At 64.1% G+C, this 18,858-nt stretch carries 20 protein-coding genes and 2 pseudogenes; 11 read left to right on the forward strand and 11 right to left on the reverse strand.

Features of this window, described 5'->3' with window-relative positions:
- Positions 1-188: 188 nt before the first annotated feature.
- Complete coding sequence (locus tag AC3A6B_RS09595; RefSeq protein WP_487836494.1) at positions 189-884, forward strand: Crp/Fnr family transcriptional regulator; 696 nt, start codon at positions 189-191, stop codon at positions 882-884.
- Between the two features lie 303 nt (positions 885-1,187).
- Here AC3A6B_RS09595 and AC3A6B_RS09600 read toward each other — a convergent pair whose 3' ends face one another.
- From AC3A6B_RS09600 to AC3A6B_RS09625, 6 genes are all read right to left on the reverse strand, one after another.
- Positions 1,188-1,349, reverse strand: coding sequence for a hypothetical protein (locus AC3A6B_RS09600; protein ID WP_487836495.1), 162 nt, complete (start codon positions 1,347-1,349; stop codon positions 1,188-1,190).
- Positions 1,350-1,357: 8 nt separating this feature from the next.
- A complete protein-coding gene (locus AC3A6B_RS09605) occupies positions 1,358-2,251 on the reverse strand; it encodes a fumarylacetoacetate hydrolase family protein (RefSeq protein WP_487836496.1) in 894 nt (297 codons plus the stop codon).
- A 20-nt stretch (positions 2,252-2,271) separates the two neighbouring features.
- Positions 2,272-3,333, reverse strand: a complete 1,062-nt coding sequence (locus AC3A6B_RS09610; protein ID WP_487836497.1) for an ABC transporter ATP-binding protein — start codon at positions 3,331-3,333, stop codon at positions 2,272-2,274.
- 108 nt (positions 3,334-3,441) lie between these two features.
- Positions 3,442-4,119 (reverse strand): hypothetical protein, encoded by a 678-nt coding sequence (locus AC3A6B_RS09615; RefSeq protein ID WP_487836498.1) that lies wholly within the window; start codon positions 4,117-4,119, stop codon positions 3,442-3,444.
- Positions 4,106-4,891: a 2-keto-4-pentenoate hydratase gene (locus AC3A6B_RS09620; RefSeq protein WP_487836499.1), complete on the reverse strand. Its 786-nt coding sequence runs from the start codon at positions 4,889-4,891 to the stop codon at positions 4,106-4,108. The genes AC3A6B_RS09615 and AC3A6B_RS09620 overlap by 14 nt, the downstream gene beginning before the upstream one ends.
- Positions 4,892-4,898: 7 nt before the next feature.
- Positions 4,899-5,720 (reverse strand): IclR family transcriptional regulator, encoded by an 822-nt coding sequence (locus tag AC3A6B_RS09625; protein WP_487836500.1) that lies wholly within the window; start codon positions 5,718-5,720, stop codon positions 4,899-4,901.
- 132 nt (positions 5,721-5,852) lie between these two features.
- Here AC3A6B_RS09625 and AC3A6B_RS09630 point away from each other — a divergent pair, with 132 nt between their 5' ends.
- The 6 genes from AC3A6B_RS09630 (at position 5,853) to AC3A6B_RS09655 (ending at position 11,374) form a co-directional block, all read left to right on the forward strand.
- Positions 5,853-6,764 (forward strand): carbohydrate ABC transporter permease, encoded by a 912-nt coding sequence (locus tag AC3A6B_RS09630; protein WP_487836501.1) that lies wholly within the window; start codon positions 5,853-5,855, stop codon positions 6,762-6,764.
- Positions 6,765-6,769: 5 nt separating this feature from the next.
- The gene (locus AC3A6B_RS09635) at positions 6,770-7,603 is read left to right on the forward strand and encodes a carbohydrate ABC transporter permease (RefSeq protein ID WP_487836502.1); all 834 of its coding nucleotides are present in this window, start codon (positions 6,770-6,772) and stop codon (positions 7,601-7,603) included.
- Positions 7,604-7,638: 35 nt separating this feature from the next.
- Positions 7,639-8,961 carry an ABC transporter substrate-binding protein gene (locus AC3A6B_RS09640; protein WP_487836503.1) on the forward strand — a complete coding sequence of 441 codons (1,323 nt, stop codon included), beginning with the start codon at positions 7,639-7,641 and terminating at the stop codon, positions 8,959-8,961.
- Complete coding sequence (locus tag AC3A6B_RS09645; protein ID WP_487836504.1) at positions 8,958-9,821, forward strand: shikimate dehydrogenase family protein; 864 nt, start codon at positions 8,958-8,960, stop codon at positions 9,819-9,821. Before AC3A6B_RS09640 ends, AC3A6B_RS09645 begins: the two co-directional genes overlap by 4 nt.
- 79 nt (positions 9,822-9,900) lie before the next feature.
- Complete coding sequence (locus AC3A6B_RS09650) at positions 9,901-10,920, forward strand: Gfo/Idh/MocA family protein (protein WP_487836505.1); 1,020 nt, start codon at positions 9,901-9,903, stop codon at positions 10,918-10,920.
- A 25-nt stretch (positions 10,921-10,945) separates the two neighbouring features.
- Positions 10,946-11,374, forward strand: coding sequence for a cupin domain-containing protein (locus AC3A6B_RS09655; RefSeq protein WP_487836506.1), 429 nt, complete (start codon positions 10,946-10,948; stop codon positions 11,372-11,374).
- A 33-nt stretch (positions 11,375-11,407) separates the two neighbouring features.
- On the opposite strand, the pseudogene AC3A6B_RS09660 reads toward AC3A6B_RS09655, so the two are convergent.
- The 3 genes and pseudogenes from AC3A6B_RS09660 to AC3A6B_RS09670 form a co-directional block, all read right to left on the reverse strand.
- Positions 11,408-11,587: pseudogene (locus AC3A6B_RS09660) on the reverse strand (helix-turn-helix domain-containing protein); the annotation flags it as partial.
- Positions 11,587-11,772 (reverse strand): annotated as a pseudogene (locus AC3A6B_RS09665) (ABC transporter substrate-binding protein); the annotation flags it as partial. The pseudogenes AC3A6B_RS09660 and AC3A6B_RS09665, both read right to left, overlap by 1 nt.
- Positions 11,773-11,785: 13 nt before the next feature.
- Entirely contained in the window at positions 11,786-12,970 is a 1,185-nt protein-coding gene (locus tag AC3A6B_RS09670; protein WP_487836702.1) for a thiolase family protein, read from the reverse strand.
- Positions 12,971-13,216: 246 nt separating this feature from the next.
- On the opposite strand from AC3A6B_RS09670, the gene AC3A6B_RS09675 reads away from it, so the two are divergent.
- From AC3A6B_RS09675 to acuI, 4 genes are all read left to right on the forward strand, one after another.
- Positions 13,217-13,813, forward strand: coding sequence for a TetR/AcrR family transcriptional regulator (locus tag AC3A6B_RS09675; protein WP_487836507.1), 597 nt, complete (start codon positions 13,217-13,219; stop codon positions 13,811-13,813).
- A 100-nt stretch (positions 13,814-13,913) separates the two neighbouring features.
- A complete protein-coding gene (locus AC3A6B_RS09680) occupies positions 13,914-14,618 on the forward strand; it encodes an SDR family oxidoreductase (protein ID WP_487836508.1) in 705 nt (234 codons plus the stop codon).
- Between the two features lie 12 nt (positions 14,619-14,630).
- A complete protein-coding gene (locus AC3A6B_RS09685; RefSeq protein ID WP_487836509.1) occupies positions 14,631-15,452 on the forward strand; it encodes an oxidoreductase in 822 nt (273 codons plus the stop codon).
- Entirely contained in the window at positions 15,449-16,435 is a 987-nt protein-coding gene (gene acuI, locus AC3A6B_RS09690; RefSeq protein WP_487836510.1) for an acrylyl-CoA reductase (NADPH), read from the forward strand. Before AC3A6B_RS09685 ends, acuI begins: the two co-directional genes overlap by 4 nt.
- 720 nt (positions 16,436-17,155) lie before the next feature.
- Here acuI and AC3A6B_RS09695 read toward each other — a convergent pair.
- Both AC3A6B_RS09695 and AC3A6B_RS09700 read right to left on the reverse strand, forming a co-directional pair.
- Positions 17,156-17,812: a flavin reductase family protein gene (locus AC3A6B_RS09695; protein WP_487836511.1), complete on the reverse strand. Its 657-nt coding sequence runs from the start codon at positions 17,810-17,812 to the stop codon at positions 17,156-17,158.
- Positions 17,813-17,839: 27 nt separating this feature from the next.
- Complete coding sequence (locus AC3A6B_RS09700; protein WP_487836512.1) at positions 17,840-18,829, reverse strand: tripartite tricarboxylate transporter substrate binding protein; 990 nt, start codon at positions 18,827-18,829, stop codon at positions 17,840-17,842.
- Positions 18,830-18,858: the final 29 nt, after the last annotated feature.

The following is an 18,858-nucleotide window of genomic DNA, read 5'->3' on the forward strand; positions in this document are numbered from 1 at the left end:
TCCGTATGGGTTGGCAACGCTCGGGACGCGTCGCTACCGCATTCAAGTGATCTACACATCTGCCGTCTGTTGTCGCGTTGACATTTCGAGGGTAAGTCCTATGTCTTCAACGTGGCGGAATCGCCGGCGCGATCGCCCTGGAACACATCGGGCAGGGCAGAATGGTTCCGCTTGCTGGGAGTCCGACCATGTCTGTCGATGCCGAAACTTCGATCTTTTTGCGCGACGCCAGATGGGCGCATGAACTCAGGCCCCACGAGTTGCTGCGTGTGCAGCAGAGCCTTGTCGACCGATGCTTCGACGCGGGCGCTATCGTGACGATGAAGGGGGCGCCTGCCGATCATTGGATCGGCGTGGTGAGGGGCATGGTGAAGGTCGACACCATGGAGGTCGATGGCCGCACGACCACATTCATCGGGGTATCGAAGGGCGGCTGGCTGGGCGAAGGATCAGTGCTGAAAGACGAGCCCCGTCCATACGAGATCGTGGCTCTTCAAGAGAGCCGGATCGCCTTCATGCCTCGCTCGACCTTCCTTTGGCTGTACGAGAACAGTCTCCCCTTCAACCATTTTCTGATCACCCAGCTCAATGCGCGGCTTGGGCAGTTCATTTCCTTGGTTGAGAAAGCACGAATGGCAGAGACGCCGGCGCAAGTCGCATTCGGTTTGGCGAGTCTGCTCAACCCGCTTCTCAATCCGGCCGCCGATTGCAAAGTGCGAATCTCCCAGGAAGAACTCGGAAAGCTGTGCGGCTTGTCTCGCCAGATCGTGAGCGGTTCATTGAGGCGCCTGCAGCTCGCCGGGGTCGTTTCTCTCGAGTATGGCGGCGTGAGAGTACTTGATGTTCCAGCACTCAATCGGTTCGCCGGCGTTGTCTGCCAATGAACGCGTCGAACTTCGCCCTCGCGCTCGGTCGTCGTCGAGCGCTCATTCTGAGCACAGCGCCGGACGCCCTACAACTCGGATCGGCCACGAACGTCGGTTGAGTCGCGCCAATCGTGCGGCGGTCAAGACCGACTCGGCTCGCTCGACGGCGCGAACCGAGCTGGCGGTTTCGACCGAAGGCGGACTGCCGCACGGGCGAGGTTGCTCGTCAAAGAACTGACATTAAAAGCTCGGTGAGCATGAAGTCATGCGTCGGCTGCGTAGCCGCGAACTGCCGACCATTCGGAGCGACCGACCGGTCTTCTAGCCGTTCAGTATCGCCATCGCCCGCGGGAATGCCGGGTTCAAGCCGAGCGACTTCCGTGTCATCTCCTCTTGCGCGAGCACGGTGCCGCCGACCAGCTGCCGCCGCGCGATGACGACGTTGTCGGTGGGGTGTATGCGCAGGACAGTGGGCGAGCTCACTTGCGCAATCAAAGCTGCGGCAGGAGAGCTTCGCGCCAGCGTGCCCCCATGGCTTCGTCGTCGTAAGCCACCACGCTCTGGCGCTGCTCGCCCAACAGCCGGCTGCCCAGCGCGACGCGGTCGCCCGCCTTCAGGAACAGCGGCGGCTTCTGGCCCAGGCCCACGCCCGGCGGTGTGCCGGTGGCGATCACGTCGCCGGCTTGCAAGGCCATGAAGCGGCTCAGATAGGACACGATGTGCGCGATGCCGAAGATCTGCGTGCGCGTGTTACCGCTCTGGCGCCGCACGCCATTGACCTCCAGCCACAGGTCCACGTCCTGCGGGTCGGGCAATTCGTCGGCGGTCACCAGCCACGGGCCCAGGGGCGCATAGCCGTAGTAGCTCTTGCCCTTGGTCCACTGCCCTTCGTATTCGAGCTGCCAGGCGCGCTCCGACACGTCATTGCACAGGCAGTAGCCCGCGACGTGGCGCAGGGCATCCTCCTCGCGCACGTGCCACGCCGGCGTACCGATCACCACCGCCAGCTCCACCTCCCAGTCCAGCTTGGCCGAACCGGGCGCGAGGATCAGCGCGTCGTTAGGGCCAGCCGCAGCGCCAGTGTGCTTGTTGAACACGATGGGTTGCGAAGGGATGGGCGTGTTGGTTTCCGCCGCGTGGTCGGAGTAGTTGAGGCCGATGCAAACCAGGTTGGGGATGCTGCCCACGCACGCGCCCAGCCGCACGCCGGCGGGCGCGGCCGGTAGTTGGGCGGGGTCGATCTCGCGCAGGCGCGCCAGCGCCGCCGTCGACAACGTGCGGGCATCGATGTCCGGCACCACAGCCGAGAGGTCGCGCACGATTCCTTGAGCGTCGATCAGCCCGGGGTTCTCGCTGCCGCGAGCACCGAATCGGACAAGTCGCATATCTTGTGTTCCTTCCAGGTTCAGTGCACCGGCTCGAGCCGCTCGCCCGAGTCCGCGCGGAACAGATGCAAATGCGCCTTGTCCGCACCCAGGCGCACGTGGTCGCCGGGGCGCACGCCGACCCGTTCGCGCAGCACGCAGGTGAGCTTGGTGCCACCCGCATCGACGACGAGGTGCGTTTCCGAGCCGGTGGACTCCACCACTACTACGCGGGCCTCCACGCCCGCGCCGTCCAGCCGCAGGTGCTCGGGCCGCACACCCAACGTGAGGGCCTGGCCGCTTGTGGCCGGCACGCCGGGCACGGCCCAGTGGTTGCCCGCGTTGTCGACAACGCCCTGGCCGTTGACTTTGACGGGCAGCAGGTTCATCGACGGCGAGCCGATGAAGGCCGCAACGAAGACGTTGCGCGGGCGATCGAACAGCTCCAGCGGCGTGCCCACCTGTTCCACCACGCCGTCGTGCATGGCCACGATCTTGTCCGCCATTGTCATGGCCTCGATCTGGTCGTGCGTGACGTAGATGGTGGTGGCCTTCAGGCGCTGGTGCAGCTCGCGGATCTCTGCGCGCATTGCCACGCGCAGCTTGGCGTCCAGGTTGGACAGCGGCTCGTCGAACAGGAAGACCTGTGGGTCGCGTACGATGGCGCGGCCCATGGCGACGCGTTGGCGCTGCCCGCCGGAGAGCTGCTTGGGCAGCCGCGCCAGCAGTGGCTCCAGCCCCAGGATCTTGGCCGCGCGCGCCACGCGCTGCTCGATCTCTTGCTGCGGCGCATGGCGCAGCTTCAGCGAGAACGCGAGGTTGTCGGCCACCGTGAGGTGCGGGTAGAGCGCGTAGTTCTGGAACACCATGGCGATGTCGCGATCCTTGGGCAACAGGCCGTTCACGCGGCGGCCGCCGATGCGGATCTCGCCGGCGTCGATGCCCTCCAGCCCTGCGATCATGCGCAGCAGGGTGGACTTGCCACAGCCCGAGGGGCCGACCAGCACCACGAATTCACCGTCGCGAATGTCGATGCTCACGCCGCGGATCACCCGCGTGCTGCCGAAGGACTTGGTTGCGTCCTGGATATCAACGGTTGCCATTTGGGGTACCTCGTTCAAACGGGATGTTGTTGCCGCGCGAAGTCAGTCGCGTGCCGCTGCGTCGCCGCACCGCGCGCAACTCCGGGTCCAGTGGCGAGTCGTAATCTCTCATCCCGCTTGCCAGGCAGTCTTCAGCCGTGTGTATTCATGCATGTAGCCGCCCACGGCGGCTTCACGCAGTTCTGTGAACTCTCGCAGTAGCGCGAGGGCCGCGCCAAAGGCGTCGACGTCGCAGCCCTCCAGCAACACTACCCAGCGGGCCGGTGCCAACAGGTCCTTGCGGTCCTTGCTTTCCGTTGTGGACTGGCCCGATACGCCGGCATCGGAGCGCAGCAGGTGCGCACCGCTGATGCGTGGCAACCGTGCAGCGGCTTCCATTGCCGAGGTGAGACGCGGCACCATGTCGTGCACAGCGTCGTCTGCGATGTCGAAGCGCATGGTCAGCATCGCGCCACCCGAGCCCACGCCGTGGCTGGCCACCACGCGCGCGAGTGAGCGCGTGGTCGTCTGGAAATGTGCGGTGGTCGCACGCGTCCATTCCGTAGGGTCGTTCAAGCGCGAAAGATAGTCGCTGCCCTGGATAACCTGAAAGCTCGATGTTTCGTACAGGGTGAAGAACTCCGGCTGTGTCGCTCCATCGGCAGCTCGATAGCGGCGCCCCCGCACAAAGCCGGGAATGCCCACGCGCTCGGGCATGTGCTCGTGCAGGTGCCAGGCGTAAAACTCCGCGCGCCCGGCCTCGGCGATGTCGTTCCAGATAGCCACTGCACCTTCACCTGCCAGCACGGTTTTGCTCCTTGAATGTTGGGGGCTCGGCCTCGCGCAGTTTGAGCGCAACTTGTCCGACCCCTTCGAAAACACAGCGCAGCCGCTCGCCGGGCCGCGCACGATGGACGCCGGTATGGGAACCGGCCAGCACAAAAGTCCCCGCCGCGAGGGTCTGGCCGCGCAGCGCCAGGTGGTTGGCGAGCAGGGCGACCGCGAGTAGCGGGTCTCCAAAAGGATTGCCGCCCTGCTTGTCGACCACGGGCGCCTCATCGGCCCACAGCGTCACGCGCAGCTTGTCGAACTCCAGCGGGCGCCAGTCGCTGCACGGCGCACCGAGCACCACCGCGCCGTGGCCCATGCCATCCGCCACGATGTGTTCGCGCGGCGAGGCGAACCTGGCCGGCAAACGGCTGCACAGCAGCTCGAAGGCCGGCATGATGGCGCCCACGGCGGCCATCACGTCGTCGCGCGTGCATCCGCCCAAGGGCAAGGGGCGGTCGATGCGCAAGGCCAGTTCGCATTCGACACCATCGCGCAGCAGCGCGGTGTCGGCGAGGACGGTATCGGACGCCATGCAGCCGATGTCGAACAGGGGCGCCGAGATCACCTCGGCGGCGGGCGGCGCCGCGAGCTTCCAGCCCACGACCGTGCCGCCGAGTTCGGCGCGCACGCTCTCCTGCAGACGATAGGCGCCCTCGAAGTCATCCAGGTGCTCGAGAGCGTGAGCCGTAATGAAGCCATTGGTGCGGCGCGCGACAGCGAGCTCGCACGCCAGGCGTTCGTCGCTCATCGTGCCATCAGCCATTGGCCACTTTCAGCGGCGTCTGCCCCATCATGGCCTCCATCACCTTGCGGCTGGGCCAAAGGTCGGCGATCTCCGCTGCGGTGGCCTGCACGTCGGGCGCAATGGCGGCGATGCGCTCCGGCGGGAGTCGCGCCACGGGACCGGCCACGCTGACGGTACCGATCGCGCGGCGGGTTTGCGGGTCCACGATGGCGCAGCCCACCGCGCACGTGCCTGGTTCCCCTTCCTCGATGGAAGTGCCGTAGCCGCGCTTGCGCGTCAGCGCGAGCTCGGCACGCAGGCTGGCCTCATCGCGCACGACGGGCCGGCCGAACCGGGAAGGCACGACGAAGCCGCGCGCCTTGACCAAGGCCACGGCCTGCGCCTCGTCCAGGGTTGCGAGCCAGGCTTTGCCGGTCGCGGTGGCGTGCAGCACCACGGGTTGGCCCATATCCGGGTCGTAACGCAGGCCGGAGAGGGCGCCCTGGGCCTTGGCGATCCAGATCAGCGCATCGTCTTCCACCAATGCGAGGCGCACCAGTTCTCCGGTCCGCGCGGCCAGCCGGTCCAGGGAGGGCTGGCAAATCTCCGTGATGCCGGAGGCGGCGAGGAAGCGAAAGCCGATGGCGGCCAGCTTCACCGTCATGCGGTAGCGCTGGCTGTACTCGTCCTGCACCGCCAGTCCCCGCCTCACCAAGACGGCCAGCAGCCGGTGCACGGCGCTCTTGGGCAGGTCCAGCCGCCGCGAGACATCGCTGATCGGCAGGCCTTGGGGGTGATCGGCCAGCAGCGTGAGGATGTCCAGCACGCGCTCGATCATGTCGCCAGTGGCCACGGAATCTCCATGTATTTAGAACATGGTTCCAATTTAGCACTCACGTTCGGCGCAACATCGAGGGATTTCCCGAGTGTCGAGCAGCCCCGCGACACTTACAGTGGAACGCCGTTCTACGCGAGGCCACCTTTAATGAATGCCATTCCCTACACGGAGGCCGCGACTGCGCTGCAGACCGACCCTCGGCCGCCGGGCTTCTGGGCGCGTTTTGCCTGGTTCGCGCCGGCCGTTGCCATACTGCTAGCCGTCACGCTCTACCCCACGGCCGTGGTGCTGTGGCTGAGCGTCCACCGCACGCGCCTCTATGAAGTGGTGGAGGGCGTGGGCCTGGCGAACTACGTTGCGGTGCTCACTTCCCCGGCCTTCCTCGAACTCAGCCTCAACTCCCTGCTGTACGTGTTTGGCGCGCTGGCGGTGGTGCTGCCCATAGGTCTGGCCTGCGCCCTTGCGCTGCAGAACATTGCGCGCGGCGCTGCGTACATGCGCACCCTGCTGTTGCTGCCCTGGACGTTGTCTATGGGCGTGGTGGGCTGCTTCTGGCTGTGGCTGCTCAATCCCTCTTACGGGCCCATGAGCTATCTGATGCGGTCCCTGGGCGTGGAGCCCGGCCTGATGCTGGGTGAACCTTCGCTGGCGCTCCTTCTCGTCATCCTGGTCACCGCGTGGTGGTCCTTTCCCTACGTGATGGTGATGATGAGCGCCTCGCTGCAAAGCATCCCGGCGGAGCTGTATGAAGCGATCGACATTGACGGGGGCGGCCTGCGCGCGCGACTGCGCCACGCGGTGTGGCCGCACATCGCGCCCACGCTGGGCAGCACCGCCCTGGCGCTGGGCATCCTCTATCTCACGCTCATCACGCTGATCCTGGTGCTCACTGGCGGCGGGCCGCTGGGCTCGACCGCCACCTGGAGCTTCGAGGTGTTCTCCAGCGCTTTCCGCTCCGTCGACCTGTCGCCCTCATCGGTCATCTCCGTCGTGGTGCTGGGGGTCAATCTCTTCCTTGGCTACCTTTACACGCGGCTCACCGGCCGCGTATCGGGCTGAACACCATGCATATCCGCCGTTCCGAAAAGATGCTGTCCTGGGCCGTGTTGACGGCCTTGGTACTGGTCGTGCTGATCCCGCTGTCCTGGGCCGTGCTCACCTCGCTCAAGAGCGAGGCCAACGTCATGGCCTACCCGCCCACCTTCTTTCCTACCGAGCCGAGCCTCTCTGCTTACAAGGCGGTGTTCCGGAACCAGACTTTCGGCTCCGACCTGTTCAACTCGGTGCTCTATGCCGTCGGCGCGGTCGCGCTGGCGGTACTGCTGTCCGCGCCCGCCGGCTACGCAGCGTCACGCTTTGAGTTCCGCGGCAAGCGCGCCGTGATGCTGATGATCCTGTCCACGTCCATGATCCCCGGCGTTGCGCTGCTGGTGCCAACGTACTTCCTTTTGGACGCGTTGGGCCTCTTGAACAACGCTGCGGTCATCATCGTGGTGCAGGCCGCGCGCCTGGTGCCGCAGACGGTGTGGTTCATGCAGAACTTCGTGGATGCCGTGCCGCGCGAACTGGACGAGGCCACTCAGGTGGACGGCGCCAATCACTGGCAAACCTTCACACGGGTCATCCTGCCTCTGGTGCGACCCGGCATCGCCGCAAGCGCCGTGATCGGCATGATCACTACCTGGAACGACTACATCACCGTGGCCGCGTTCGCGCCTGAGGTAGCGCACCGCACGATGCAAGTGGCCCTGGTCAACCAGGTGTTTGACAGCATCGGCATCACCTGGTCGTACGTCATGGCCTATGCCGTGGTGTCCTCCCTTCCCATCGTCGCCATCTTCGTGCTCGCGCAGCGATGGTTCATCAGCGGCCTGACCGCCGGCGCCGTCAAAGGCTAGCCCGCCACATGCTTACTTAAACCAGGAGACAAGACATGACCGAGCAGAAACCCGCAAACATGAACGAACAGAAGCCAGTGTCCCGCACGAACCGGCGCATCTTCCTCGGTGGCATGGCCGCCATGCTCGGCGCGCCCGCGGGCCGGGTCTTCGCGCAGACCACCGAGACCATCGCCTACGACACCTTTCTCGACCCGGCCAATACCAACGACCCGCGCGCGGCGGCGCAGACGCAGATGATCGCGGCCTTCGAGGCCAGCCAGCCGCGTGTGAAGGTGCGCGTGGTGGTAGACCCCGCCGGGCAAAACGGCGTACGCGCGGCGCGCGCCAAGTCGGACAGCCCGGATGTGATCCGCGTGAACAACTTCCAGATGCCCGAGTTCGTAGCCACCGGCTCGGTGCTGGCCATCGACGAGCTGATCGCGCGCGACAAGGTGGACACCACGGACTGGCTGATCGGCCTGGACCACACGCGCGTCAACGGCAAGATCTGGGGCCTCCAGCAGGACTATCGCATCCCGATCTACGTCTACCGCAAGAGCAAGTTCGACGAGGCGAAGATTGCCGCGCCTCCGCGCACATACGAGGAGGTGGGCGCGCTCGGCCCGCTGCTGACCAAGCAGAACCAGATGGCCTACGGCGTCCCTATCGGCCTGAGCGGCGGGATCGGCGGTGCGCAGGCCTTCATGGAGTTCATTGTGAGTTCCATCGTGGCGGGCAACAGCGACCCCTTCTTCGCGCCCAGCGGCCGCGAGATCGGCTTTAGCGACAAGCGACTGCTGCTGGCTGCCAGCATCGTCAAGGACCTGTTCGGGAAGAAGGCTGCGACACCCGTGAGCCTGCAGTTCGCCTATAACGAGCTGCAGGACGGAATGCGCGCGGGCACGGTGGCGTCTGCCACCTTCGGGCTGTACCGCTATCGAGGCCTGAAGGCGGCCGTGGCCAACGACCTGGCCTGGGCACCGGCCCCTTCGGTGGCGCCTGACGACAAGCACGCGGTGTACGGCTTCCAGATGTGCATCAACCGCCATTCGCCACGCCAGGGCGGCGCATGGGAGTTCGTCAAGTTCATGGCGAGCCCGGCAGCTCAGGCGATCGCCGCACGAGGTGGGGAAGTGGTGGCGCGCGCCAGCGCCTACAAAGACCCCTACTTCAAGACGCCGGAAGCCGAGGACCAGCTGGGTTGGAAGGCGTTGGTGGAAAAACGCGGCCGCATGGTGAACTACTCCATCATCCAGTCAACCTTCAACCAGATCTGCGGTGAAGCCTTCCAGCGCATGATCCTGCGTGATCTGGCGCCCGCAGCCGTGGCGCTCGAGGTGCGCACCCGCTACACCGAAGCGCTGGCCAAAGCATGATGCCGCATGTCACTGGAACAACCCGACTCTATGGGTTGGTGGGCGATCCGCTGACGACAGCCAAGTCGCCCGAACTATTGAACCGGCTCTTTGTCGAACAGCGCGCAGACGCGGTTTGCATCCCATTTGTGGTCAAGGACGATGATCTTCCCGCATTCGTTACCGGCGCACGAGCGTTGGGGAATCTCTCCGGCGTGCTGGTCACGATGCCTCATAAGCAACGGATGCTGGCCTTTGTCGACGAACTGCATCCGACTGCCCGTCAGGTCGGCGCACTCAACGTCATACGTTGCGATAAAGATGGGCGCTGGGTCGGTGCCATCTTCGATGGCCTCGGCTGTGTGCTCGGCATGCAGTGGGAAGGTAACCACCCGGCGAACAAGTCGGTTCTTCTCGTCGGCGCCGGAGGTGCAGGAAGAGCTATCGCGTTTGCAGTCGCAGGCGCGGGCGCCCGGACGTTGACCATCTTCGATGTCGACCAGCGTCGCGCCGACGACCTCGCCAAATCCGTCGCCACCGCGACCGGTTGCACCACACATTCTGGCCCAGCTGATCCTCTCGGATTCGAGATCGTCATCAACGCCACGCCGCTGGGCATGAACGCGAATGATCCCATGCCCGTGAATCCCGAGCGACTGGATCCCGGCAGCATCGTCGTAGACATCATCAATGCGCCCGAGCTGACGCCGCTTTGCCGCGCCGCTCATGCGCGCGGTTGTCGCACCCAAGGCGGAGGCCCGATGCACGAAGGGCAGGCGTTGCATGCCTTGCATTTTCTTGGATTCGATTTCAGCCCGGATGGGAAGTCAATACCGGAAGATGGCCTGCTGTCCGTTCCGCCCAAGGAGGAAACCCTTTGATGCCGAAATTCTCTAGGGCAGATGCCCCAGTTCAACCGCTTGCCTCGCTTCTGCATGACTGCACGAAAGAAGGACACGCATGAAAGTCGCATTGCTGGAGGCCAGTCATTGGCATGTCCCCCTCTATCTCGATGCGCTCGAGGCGCCCGGGATCGAGGTGGTTGCCGTTTCGGATTCAGAGCAAGTAAAGGGGCAGGCTATTGCAACGCGATTCAAGAGTACGCTGTATGCGTCGCCTTACGAGCTGCTTGAGCGCGAGCAAGTCGATTTTGCGTTTGTATTCGGCCGGCATTCCGAAATGCCGGCGCTCGCGGAGGCACTGATCGCACGAAGAATTCCATTCGCACTGGAAAAACCCTGTGGCGTCAACATGTCGCAAGTCACCCGGCTGCGGATGCTGACCGAGGAGGCCAACCTCTATTGCGCGGTACCGTTCATCTTTCGCATGAGCGACCTGCTCCGCGCGCTGAACGGGGCTGAAGGCAGCATCCCGTCGGACTTCAACTACATGTCCTTCCGTTTCATCGTAGGTCCGCCTGGCCGTTACGAAGCTGCGGGCTCAGGCTGGGCGCTCGATCCCGCGTTTTCCGGCGGCGGATCCACGATCAATGTCGCCACGCACTTTATAGACCTCTTTAGATTGCTGACCGGCAAGGAGGTCACTCGCGTCTCAGCCACCATGAACTCTCGAACACACCGAGGCGCCGTCGAGGACTATTCGTTGCTGACGATGCAAACCGATGATGGCGTGATCGGCCTCGTGGAGACCGGATACAGCTTCCCGAGTACTCCAGACGAGCAGCGCGAGTTCTCGTTTACTCTTTCATCCAATCGCATGTACGCGAAATCGGGCCCCGACCGGATCGAGATTCGGGACCGTACCAACCTTGCCGCCGGCACCCGGAGTCTGCGCCTCGAGTTGGAAACTGATGCTTACTACCCCTTGTTCGTCAGGCGGGTGCTATCTGAATGTCGCACGGGTGCAAAGCCGATCGCCTCATTGCGCGACGCCGAGGCAATGATGCAGGTCATGGACGCCGCCTACGCTTCCGCTCGGCAAGGAGGTTCGCTCCAGACTCTTGTGCCGATTTCCATGTGATCCGACCTTTTCGAAGGAAAATCTAATGAGCAAGCCTGCGCGATACCAAGGTCCATTGCCGCTCGACCAGGCGAAATCCAAGTTCGTTCACACTCCCCTCGAAGACAGCCGCTTTCACCGGGATGGCCCTCGCGCGAATGTCGAGTATCGGGATCTCGGAATGGCAGACGCTTCGGGTGGTCGCATCGGCGCCAAACACATCCGTGCTGTCCAGCCATTCGGTAAGGAGACCGGTTGGCACTGGCACGACATGACCGCGCACTTCGTGTACGTGCTGAAAGGCTGGGTCGAATTCAGGTTCGACGGCATGCCCGAATCAGTGACCGTCGTTGCCGGCTCCTGCCTCAGTCAGCCTGCCGGCGTGGCGCACAACGTCGTTCGTCAATCCGACGACCTCGAGTTGATAGAAATCAACACCCCCGCTGACTATGTCACGGTCGAGTGCTCTCTCTGAGCGGAAGTGGCGCGCCCGCGACGACTGACCATGCTAGTGGACGCCGGTGAGGATTGACTTGACACGTCCTCTTTGACGATTCGCTTGCGCGTCGTGGTCGCGCACCACAAGACAGCTTCGCTCCACTCGAATCACATCCTCGCGCTCCATCGCCTTCAGTTCGGAGTTGACGCGCTGGCGCGAAGCACCCAACAACTGGGCGAGCTCATGCTGCCGCCCAGCTTGGGAATGAGGTCGGTGTAGGAGGCGCTCTGGCCCACGAAGACCGGGTTGAAGCCGGTCTTCCTGGCCTCGTCCATCGTCCCGACCGTTTCGCGGACAATGGTGCCCAGCACCACCAGCTCGCAGCCGGCGGATTTCATCTTCGCGACTTGCGACGAGAAATCGGTGGCGCCGCGATGACGCGAATGATCAAACGCGCTCGAGGCACAACGCGATGCCTTGCCCACCGCCGATGCACAGCGACACCACCGCCTTGCTGCCACCCGTTCGCTTCAGCGCGTGGGCGACCTTGGTGATGAGGATCGCGCCGGTGGCGCCGATCGGATGGCCGTGGGCGATCGCTCCGCCATCGATGTTGAAGCGTGATGGGTCGATCTTGAGCTCATCGCGAACCACGATTGCGATGGACGCGAAAGCTTCATTGACCTCGTAGCGATCGACGTCGCCCACCTTCCACCCCGCGCGGTCGAGCGCCTGACGGATAGCCGGCAAAGGCCCCAAGCCGAAGAAGCCCGGCTCGACACCTGCCACCGCAACGCTGCGGATGGCGAGCAACGGCGTTAGGCCGGCTTCACGTGCTACCGAACTTTCACAGACGATCATGGCGGCAGCGCCGCCGTTGATGCCGGGTGCGTTGCCTGCAGTGATCGTGCCGTCGGGTCGGAACGCGGGCTTGAGGCGTGCGAGCGTTTCCACCGTGGTGTCCGGGCGGTTTCCTTCATCCGAAGCGAAGATCGTCGCCCCTTTGTTGCCCTTGATCGTCAACGGCTCGATCTCTTCCTGGAACCATCCCGCCACTTGCGCCGCCGCGAACCGCTGCTGACTTTGCGCCGCAAAAGCGTCTTGGGCTTCGCGCGAGGCGCCGTACTTCTGCACCAGGTCCTCCGTGTGCCAGCCGGAATGTTTGCCGGAAAACGCGTCATTCAATCCGTCGAGCAGCAGCGAATCCATGGCCTCGGCATTTCCCATGCGCGCGCCGAAGCGCATGCCGGGCAGCAGGTAGGGCGCGCGGTCCATGTTCTCGACACCGCCGGCGATCACGATGCGCGAAACGCCGGCGAGCACTTCCGCATACGCGGTCGCGACACCTTGGGCACCGGAGCCGCAGACGCGGTTCACGGTCATGGCGGGTACGCTCACCGGCAAGCCGCCGTGGATTGCCGCCTGTCGGGCCACGTTCATGCCATTGCCGGCCTGCACGACGTTGCCCATCACGACGGAATCCACCCGGGCCGGGTCGAGCCCGGAGCGGCGCAACGTGGCAGCGATGGCATGTGCGCCCAGTGCGGCTGTAGGCGTTGTCTTGAGCGATCCACCGAAACTGGCGATGGCGCTGCGCACGGGGGAACTGATGACGATGTCTTTGCTCATGATGTTTGCCCTTGGATGCTTTCAGGGTGGGAATTGCGGGGCGCGCTTGTCAATGAAGGCTTGAACGCTGCTGTCCAGTTGCGTCGCCGCTATTTCCAAGCGCCGGCAGATTAACTAACGATCGTTTACTAACTGAAGCGTATGCCGTCGCGGCCCTCGTGTCAAGGCGCTGAGCGACTTATGCCATCGGTCGCCAGGGCGTGTGGCCGATGATATGATATGTATCATATTTTTCGCTAGAGTCCGTCCGTGAGCACGACCCGCCAACCCGGCCGCAAGGAACTGAGCCATCAACGCATCGTTGAAGCCGCCGCGCGGGCGATCCGGCGCGAGGGCTTCGCCGGTGTCGGCGTCGCCGACATCATGAAAGAGGCGGGGCTGACGCATGGCGGCTTCTACGCGCACTTTCCGTCGCGCGATGCGTTGCTGGTTGAGGCGATCGAGAGCGCAGGGCTCGAGAACGCCAAGAACGTTCTCAGCAGCGCCCAGGACGCGCGACTGCGAGGCATCAGCGCCTTTCACAAACTGGTCGTGGGCTATCTGTCTGAGGCCCACTTGAAGAGCGCCGAAATTGGCTGTGCCGTGGCCGCGCTCGCGTCCGAGATGCCGCGCCAATCGACGGCGGTGCAAAAGGCCGCCGCGCAGAGTGTCCGAAGGATGCTGGATGCTGTGCAGCAGGCATTGCCGCCAGGCGTCGAGCCGGAAGCGGCCGCCTCGATCGCGAGCCAGATGGTGGGGGCCTTGCAGATGGCGCGCGCCCTTGGCGCCAATGCCGAAGGCAAGTCGCTGCTGGCCGCGGTGCGCCGGCAGCTGCTTGCCCAGTACGACACCCGCCGGCACCACTGACGCATGTTAATTCGGCCTGTCCGGAAATTTTCATTCAACCAAATATGACGACGCTCATATTGACTCGTTGACCTCTATCCCATCACCAGGAAACCTCACCATGAAACTCGACAACGCCATCGTTTTCATCACTGGCGCTAACCGTGGCATCGGGCTGGCCTTCGCACGCGAGGCGCTGGCCCGCGGCGCGCGCAAGGTCTACGCCGGCGCCCGAAACCCGGCGAGCGTTAACCTGGCCGGCGTTGAGCCCATCCAACTCGATGTGACCAACCCTGCCGAGGTTGACGCTGCCGCGGCGCGTTGCGGCGACGTCACGCTGCTGATCAACAATGCGGGCATCGCGAACTTCGGCGGCTTTCTCGCGGACGGCAGTGAAGAATCGGCGCGCGCCCAGCTTGAAACCAATTTCTTCGGTCCGCTGCGCCTGAGCAAGGCATTCGCGCCGGTGCTGGCGGCGAATGGCGGTGGCGCGATCCTGAACGTGCTCTCCATCGCGAGCTGGATCAACCGCCCGACGCTGGGCACCTACGGCGCCAGCAAGTCGGCAGCCTGGGGCCTCACCAACAGCCTGCGCCACGAACTGCGCGCCCAAAAGACGCAAGTAATCGGCATGCACGTCGCCTTCGTCGACACCGATATGACAACCGCGATCGACATGCCCAAGTCCTCGCCCGACGTGGTCGTGCGCTACGTCCTGGACGCAGTCGAAGCAGGCGCCGAGGAAGTGCTGGCCGACGAGCGGACACGCCAGGTCAAGCAAGGGCTCTCGGCCGAGCCGGGCGTTTATCTCGTGACACCCGCCTGAAAGACGTCGATGATGAAAAGCAAGGTCGCACTCGTCACCGGTGCCTCGTCCGGCATCGGCCAAGCTACTGCCCAGCGGCTCGCCCACGCGGGCTACAAGGTCTACGGCACCAGCAGGCGGGGCGGCCCGCCGGGCAGCCAACCGTTCGCGATGCTGGCGCTGGACGTCACCAGCGATGAATCGGTGGAAGCCGTCGTGCAGGAACTGATTCACACTGAAGGCCGCATCGACCTCCTCGTGAACAACGCCGGTTTCGGTGTTGCCCCTGCCGCCGCGGAAGAGAGCTCGATCGAGCAGGCTCGCTCGATCTTTGAAACCAACTTCTTCAACATCGTTCGGATGACGCGTGCCGTCGTGCCGCACATGCGCAAGCAGGGCGCAGGCCGCATCATCAACATCGGTTCGGTGCTGGGTTTCCTGCCGATGCCCTATGGGGCCCTGTATGCCGCGACCAAGCACGCGGTCGAGGGCTACTCGGAGTCGCTCGACCATGAACTGCGCACCCGGGGCATTCGGGTTTCGGTCATCGAGCCCGCCTACACCAAGACCCGGTTCGACGCGAATTTCGTGGAGCCGGACGCCAAGCTCGATGAGTATCGCGAGGTGCGGGCGGCTCTGGGCAAAACCTTGAACGAGGTGATGGCGGCAGCCGACGAGCCGGCCGTGGTGGCAGACGCGGTCCTGAAAGCGGCAGCCGCTTCTCACCCGAAGGTGCGCTACACCCCCGGGGGCCTTGCCAGCCGCCTGCGCTTCCTGCGCAGGTTCGCTCCGTCCGGGCTGCTGGACTCGGGAATCCGAAAAGATTTGAAACTCGACTTGAGGGCTGCATCATGACATTCAAAGCACTACTCGCCACCCAAGACGGCAAGACGGTTTCGACCCGCGTGGTCGACATGAGTGAGCAAGACCTCATGCCTGGGGACGTGTCGATCGCCGTCGACTATTCGACCGTCAACTACAAGGACGCGCTGGCGATCAGCGGCCGTACTGACGTCATCAAGACGTTCCCGCTGATCCCGGGCATCGACCTGGCGGGTACGGTCGAGGCATCGTCGTATCCCGGTATCGCAGTCGGGGACCGTGTGGTCGTCAACAGCTGGGGGTTGAGCCAGACGCACCACGGCGGCTATGCGCAGAGGGCGCGCGTCAAGGGCGAGTGGGTAATCAAGCTCCCGGAAGTATTCTCGACCCGGGATGCGATGGCCATCGGCACAGCCGGGTATACGGCGATGCTATCGGTCCTCGCGTTGGAACATGGCGGGATTACACCCGACCGTGGCGACATCATCGTCACTGGCGCGAATGGCGGCGTCGGCTCGATCGCGATCGCGCTTTTGTCGGACCTCGGCTATCGCGTCATCGCGTCCACGGGACGGATGCAGGAAAGCCAGTACCTTCGCGATCTCGGCGCGGCCGAGATCCTCGATCGCAAGACCCTCTCGGACGCAGGCGCACCCATCGCGAGGGAAAGATGGGCCGGCGCCGTGGATTCGGTGGGCAGCCACACCTTGGCCAACGTGCTGGCGCAAACGAAGTATCGCGGCGTGGTGACGGCGTGCGGCTTGGCTCAAGGGCTCGATCTTCCGGCGTCGGTGCTGCCCTTCATCCTCCGCAACGTGACCCTCGCCGGCATTGACTCGGTCAATGCCCCGCAGCACGTTCGCGTCGAGGCATGGTCGCGACTCGCCCGCGACCTGGACCTCGCCAAGCTCGCCCGCACGACCCAGGTCATCGGCCTGGCCGATGTGCCCGCCGTCGTCGGGCGGATCTTGGAGGGACAGGTTCGCGGCCGCACCATCGTCGACGTCAGCGCCTAAGGGGTTGAGCAGGGGCATCGGCCACTTCGTGTGCATGACTGGGCCGAGCACCCGAGCACCTACCGGGCCAGTCTTGAAGAGGCCGAGGTTGGGACCCACGGGACAGGAAATTGGGGCGTGAACTGCCATCCTGCTGGGGCTTCTACGCTGCATCCAAGGCCTTGCCGCGGGTGGCGAGTGGGCCGGTGCGACCGTCGTGACGGCGGAGTTGGCACCGGTACATCGGCGCGGTACTACGGCATGTACGCACAGCTCGGACCAGCGCTTGGATTCTTACTTTCCAGTGCGACTTTCCTGCTCACGACTCTCACGATGAGCGACGCTGCGTTCCTCTCGTGGGGATGGCGGGTTCCCTTCCTTGCGAGCGCCGTACCGATCGTCGTCGGCTTCGTTGCGCGAATGGCACTTGACGAACCCGAAGAGTTTCAGAAGACATCTCGAGATTCGCTGTGCGCGATATCGGCGGCCGCACCGAGGATTCCTTTGGGGGGATCTGCCGAAATCGGGTTACGGGAAATGCCAAGAATGACTTTCGGCAGCAGGTCTTCGACCGGGAGTGGCCATTGAGGGCCTGGGGCCCATCGCCTTCACTTGCGAGTCCCTGACCTTCCCCGACTCGGGTGTCTCGACGATTGCCTTGCACTCCATGTCGCAACCCGAGGAATGCGCCTTTCTCGGTCATTGCATGTTCTTGGCACGTGCCGTCTTTTGCGGATGTTGCTATCCCTTGCCATGCGACGACGGGCTGCTGGCGCCCGCGAGCCGCCCGATCTGAAAGACATTTTCTGGCGATACCTGCACATAGTCGTTCAGCCCGCCGGACCGCATGATCGGATAGGCCTCGGCTGTCTGATAAACGCCGTCTCTCAGGAGTGCCTTGTCGATGTACACGGCCACCACCTCGCCCAACACGAGCCAGCCACCTACCTCTTTACCTTCGGTATTTCGGAACTGCACGATGTCGATGACCTTGCATTCCATGGCTGCGCGGCATTCCCCCACCCGCGGGACGTTGACCTTGCGCCCGGCCACGGCCGTAAGGCCGGCAAACGGGAACTCGTCTTCCCCGTGCGGAAGCGGTGATGAGGTCTGGTTCATCTGGTCCCCCAGTTCACGGGTGACCAGGTTCCAGGTGAACTCGCGCGTTTCTGATGCGTTCTGAACGCTATCTTTCCACGCGATCGAAGAAAATCCGATGATCGGTGGGTCGTAGTTGAACGCGTTGAAGAAACTGTAGGGCGCGAGATTGACCCGCCCCTGCGTGTCGCGCGATGAGATCCAGCCGATGGGCCGCGGGGCGACCAACGCATTGAGCGGGTTGTGGCTGAGCCCGTGGCCGTTGGCCGGCTCGTAGTAGTGAAAGTCTCGAACGGTCATTGTGTGGGCCCTTCTCGCGCGGCCGCGTTATTGCGGCACCAGGTTAAGGGTCTTGGCGATGTTGATGAACTTTTCGTTCTCTGCACGCAAGAAGGCCGCTGCCTGCTGCGGCGTCATGGAGTCCAGCTTGCGCAAGCCCTGCGCGTTCACGAGCGCGAGAAATTCCGGACTGTCGTTCCACTCGTGGAAGGCCTTGTTCAGGCGCGCGACAACGCTATCGGGTGTACGCGCGGGCGCGAGCAAGCCCGCCCAGATGCCGAACTCGAAGCTCTTGAATCGCGCGTGCTCGCCGAGCGTCGCGAGCTCCGGCAGGAGCGGATGTCGCTTGGTGCTCGCGATGGCGATGGCCTTGATCCGCCCGGTCTGAATCATTCCCAGGATCGGCCCCCCAAGAGGTACAAACGCGAGGTCCACGTCGCCGCCGCCGACGGCCGTGGCAATGGGAGCGATGCCTTTGTACGGCACCTCCAGCAACTTGACGCCGACCCGCTTCTGCAACTCATCGGCCGCAAGATGAGCGAGCGAGGCCTGGCCCCAGTGGGCAATGGACAACTCCTTCGCGCCAGGCTTTTGCATCTGTTCGACGAGCGCGCTGAGGTTGTTGAAAGGGCGGTCGGGATGACTGACGAGGACCATGTCCGCGCTGCCGAACGAACCGATGAGCTTGAAGCTGTCGGACGTGTACTTGGCCGAAGCGACCGTGAGCGGCGCCACCGCCAAATCCGTACCGTTAGTGGCGAGCAGCGTGTATCCGTCGGGCGCCGCGTTCAGCACGTTCATCGCCGCGATGGAGCCGCTCGCACCGGGCATGTTGTCGACTACCAGGTTTTGTCCAAGGGCGCGCTGCAACACGGGTACGGATGGCCGTACTGCAGCGTCGACCCCGGCCCCGGCCGGGTAACCGATCTTGATCAGGATGGGTTTGTTCGGATAGGGCTGCGCGGTGGCGGCGGCGGCGCCGCACAGCGCGACCACGACGACAGCGGTATCAAGGAGTCTGCGAGTCAGTGTTTTCATGTTTTGTCTCCATGCACCGGTCGGAACCG

The sequence above is a fragment of the Variovorax sp. Soil_C_33 genome, assembly GCF_057656935.1.

Coding starts and splice junctions, on each gene's coding strand:
- AC3A6B_RS09595 (WP_487836494.1), top strand. CDS start 189: ATGTCTGTCGATGCCGAAACTTCGATCTTTTTGCGCGACGCCAGATGG.
- AC3A6B_RS09605 (WP_487836496.1), bottom strand. CDS start 2,251: ATGCGACTTGTCCGATTCGGTGCTCGCGGCAGCGAGAACCCCGGGCTG.
- AC3A6B_RS09610 (WP_487836497.1), bottom strand. CDS start 3,333: ATGGCAACCGTTGATATCCAGGACGCAACCAAGTCCTTCGGCAGCACG.
- AC3A6B_RS09620 (WP_487836499.1), bottom strand. CDS start 4,891: ATGAGCGACGAACGCCTGGCGTGCGAGCTCGCTGTCGCGCGCCGCACC.
- AC3A6B_RS09630 (WP_487836501.1), top strand. CDS start 5,853: ATGAATGCCATTCCCTACACGGAGGCCGCGACTGCGCTGCAGACCGAC.
- AC3A6B_RS09635 (WP_487836502.1), top strand. CDS start 6,770: ATGCATATCCGCCGTTCCGAAAAGATGCTGTCCTGGGCCGTGTTGACG.
- AC3A6B_RS09640 (WP_487836503.1), top strand. CDS start 7,639: ATGACCGAGCAGAAACCCGCAAACATGAACGAACAGAAGCCAGTGTCC.
- AC3A6B_RS09645 (WP_487836504.1), top strand. CDS start 8,958: ATGATGCCGCATGTCACTGGAACAACCCGACTCTATGGGTTGGTGGGC.
- AC3A6B_RS09650 (WP_487836505.1), top strand. CDS start 9,901: ATGAAAGTCGCATTGCTGGAGGCCAGTCATTGGCATGTCCCCCTCTAT.
- AC3A6B_RS09655 (WP_487836506.1), top strand. CDS start 10,946: ATGAGCAAGCCTGCGCGATACCAAGGTCCATTGCCGCTCGACCAGGCG.
- AC3A6B_RS09680 (WP_487836508.1), top strand. CDS start 13,914: ATGAAACTCGACAACGCCATCGTTTTCATCACTGGCGCTAACCGTGGC.
- AC3A6B_RS09685 (WP_487836509.1), top strand. CDS start 14,631: ATGAAAAGCAAGGTCGCACTCGTCACCGGTGCCTCGTCCGGCATCGGC.
- acuI (WP_487836510.1), top strand. CDS start 15,449: ATGACATTCAAAGCACTACTCGCCACCCAAGACGGCAAGACGGTTTCG.
- AC3A6B_RS09695 (WP_487836511.1), bottom strand. CDS start 17,812: ATGACCGTTCGAGACTTTCACTACTACGAGCCGGCCAACGGCCACGGG.
- AC3A6B_RS09700 (WP_487836512.1), bottom strand. CDS start 18,829: ATGAAAACACTGACTCGCAGACTCCTTGATACCGCTGTCGTCGTGGTC.